Here is a 1,228-nt window from a genome sequence, read left to right as displayed (position 1 = left end):
GGTCAAGTAGCAAATTTTGTGGGTTTAGATTCCATGGCCCAAAGCGGCCTCATGTCCATGTAACGCCGAAAGTTCCAGTCCTCCGTGGCCCGCAACATCACCGCCGTGGCCAGATTGGTCAAGCTCCTCTCGCTCGGGAACACCCCCACCACCCGCGTCCTCCTCTTCACCTCCTTGAATAGCCTCTCAAGCATATTGGTGCTCTTGATATGCCGCTGATGACTGGCCGGAAAATCTAAATAGGTCAGAGCCTCAGAAATCCCGCGCTCAAAGGTCTCAACCGCCCGAGGAAACCGCCCTTTATATCGTTCAATAAACTCTTGAGCCAAAGCCTCGGCCGTGCTGCGACGTTTTACCTGAAAAATCTCCCGAAGATCTCCTGCTACTTCCTCAACCTCCTTCCGGGGTACATGGGCCAGCACATTCCGCTCAAAGTGCACTACACATCTCTGCCAGAGAGTCTTCGGAAGCTCCGCCGCCAAAGCCTGTTTTATTGACTCATGGTCGTCACTAATTACAAGCCTTACCCCTCTAAGCCCCCTCTCCAGAAGCCCCTTCAGTAAATTCCGCCAGGCCTCTTTCCTCTCTCCGCCCGCAGGCTCCACCGCCAATACCTCCCGATACCCCTCCTCATTTACCCCTACCGCCACTAACAGGGCTAAATCTACTACCCGACCTCCCCAATTCACCTTGAAAAACGTGGCATCCAGGTAAAGGTATGGATAGGCTTTCTCCAGAGGACGGCCACGCCAGCGCTTGAGTTCTTCCTCCAGGCGGCCGGCAATCCGGCTCACAGCGTCTTTGCCAATCTTGATCTTAGAAAGCCCAGCAGTAATAGCCTCTACTTTCCGGGTTGAGACCCCTTGCAGATACATCTCAAGGACCGCTTCTTCCACCTCCCCGGTCATCCTTTTGTAGCGCTCAAAGACCTCCGTGAGAAAAGTCCCTTCTCGGTCCCGAGGGACCCGGAGTTGTTCGATCTTGCCCACCGGAGTGATGAGGCTACGGGTGTAATGTCCGTTGCGCTCCCCACGCCGCTGAGGAGTGCGTTCGCGATAGGCGGCTCCCAGGTGCTCGGTCATCTCCTCCTCAAGCACCTGCTCTATCACGGCCTTCACGCCCTCCCGGATCCTCCGACTGATTTCCTCCTTGGTTAATCTTCGCATCTCTTCGTTGGTCATCTATCCCCTCCATGCTCAGATTAACCCACAATTTTAGCGACACTACC

The 1,228-nt window shown here is 55.0% G+C and carries 1 protein-coding gene; it reads right to left on the bottom strand.

Translation table 11 applies throughout. The features are described from left to right. Window positions 1-2: 2 nt before the first annotated feature. Complete coding sequence (locus tag TDIS_RS10565) at window positions 3-1,181, bottom strand: IS256 family transposase (RefSeq protein WP_068671854.1); 1,179 nt, start codon at window positions 1,179-1,181, stop codon at window positions 3-5. Between the last annotated feature and the right edge of the window lie 47 nt (window positions 1,182-1,228).

It is taken from the genome of Thermosulfurimonas dismutans, from assembly GCF_001652585.1.
Taxonomy (GTDB): domain Bacteria; phylum Desulfobacterota; class Thermodesulfobacteria; order Thermodesulfobacteriales; family Thermodesulfobacteriaceae; genus Thermosulfurimonas; species Thermosulfurimonas dismutans.
Note: the sequence above shows the minus strand (reverse complement) of the source record. Positions and strands in the feature narration are given on the sequence as shown.

What these genes read in the sequence shown, in the direction of transcription:
- TDIS_RS10565 (WP_068671854.1), bottom strand. Translation starts at nt 1,181, where the DNA reads ATGACCAACGAAGAGATGCGAAGATTAACCAAGGAGGAAATCAGTCGG.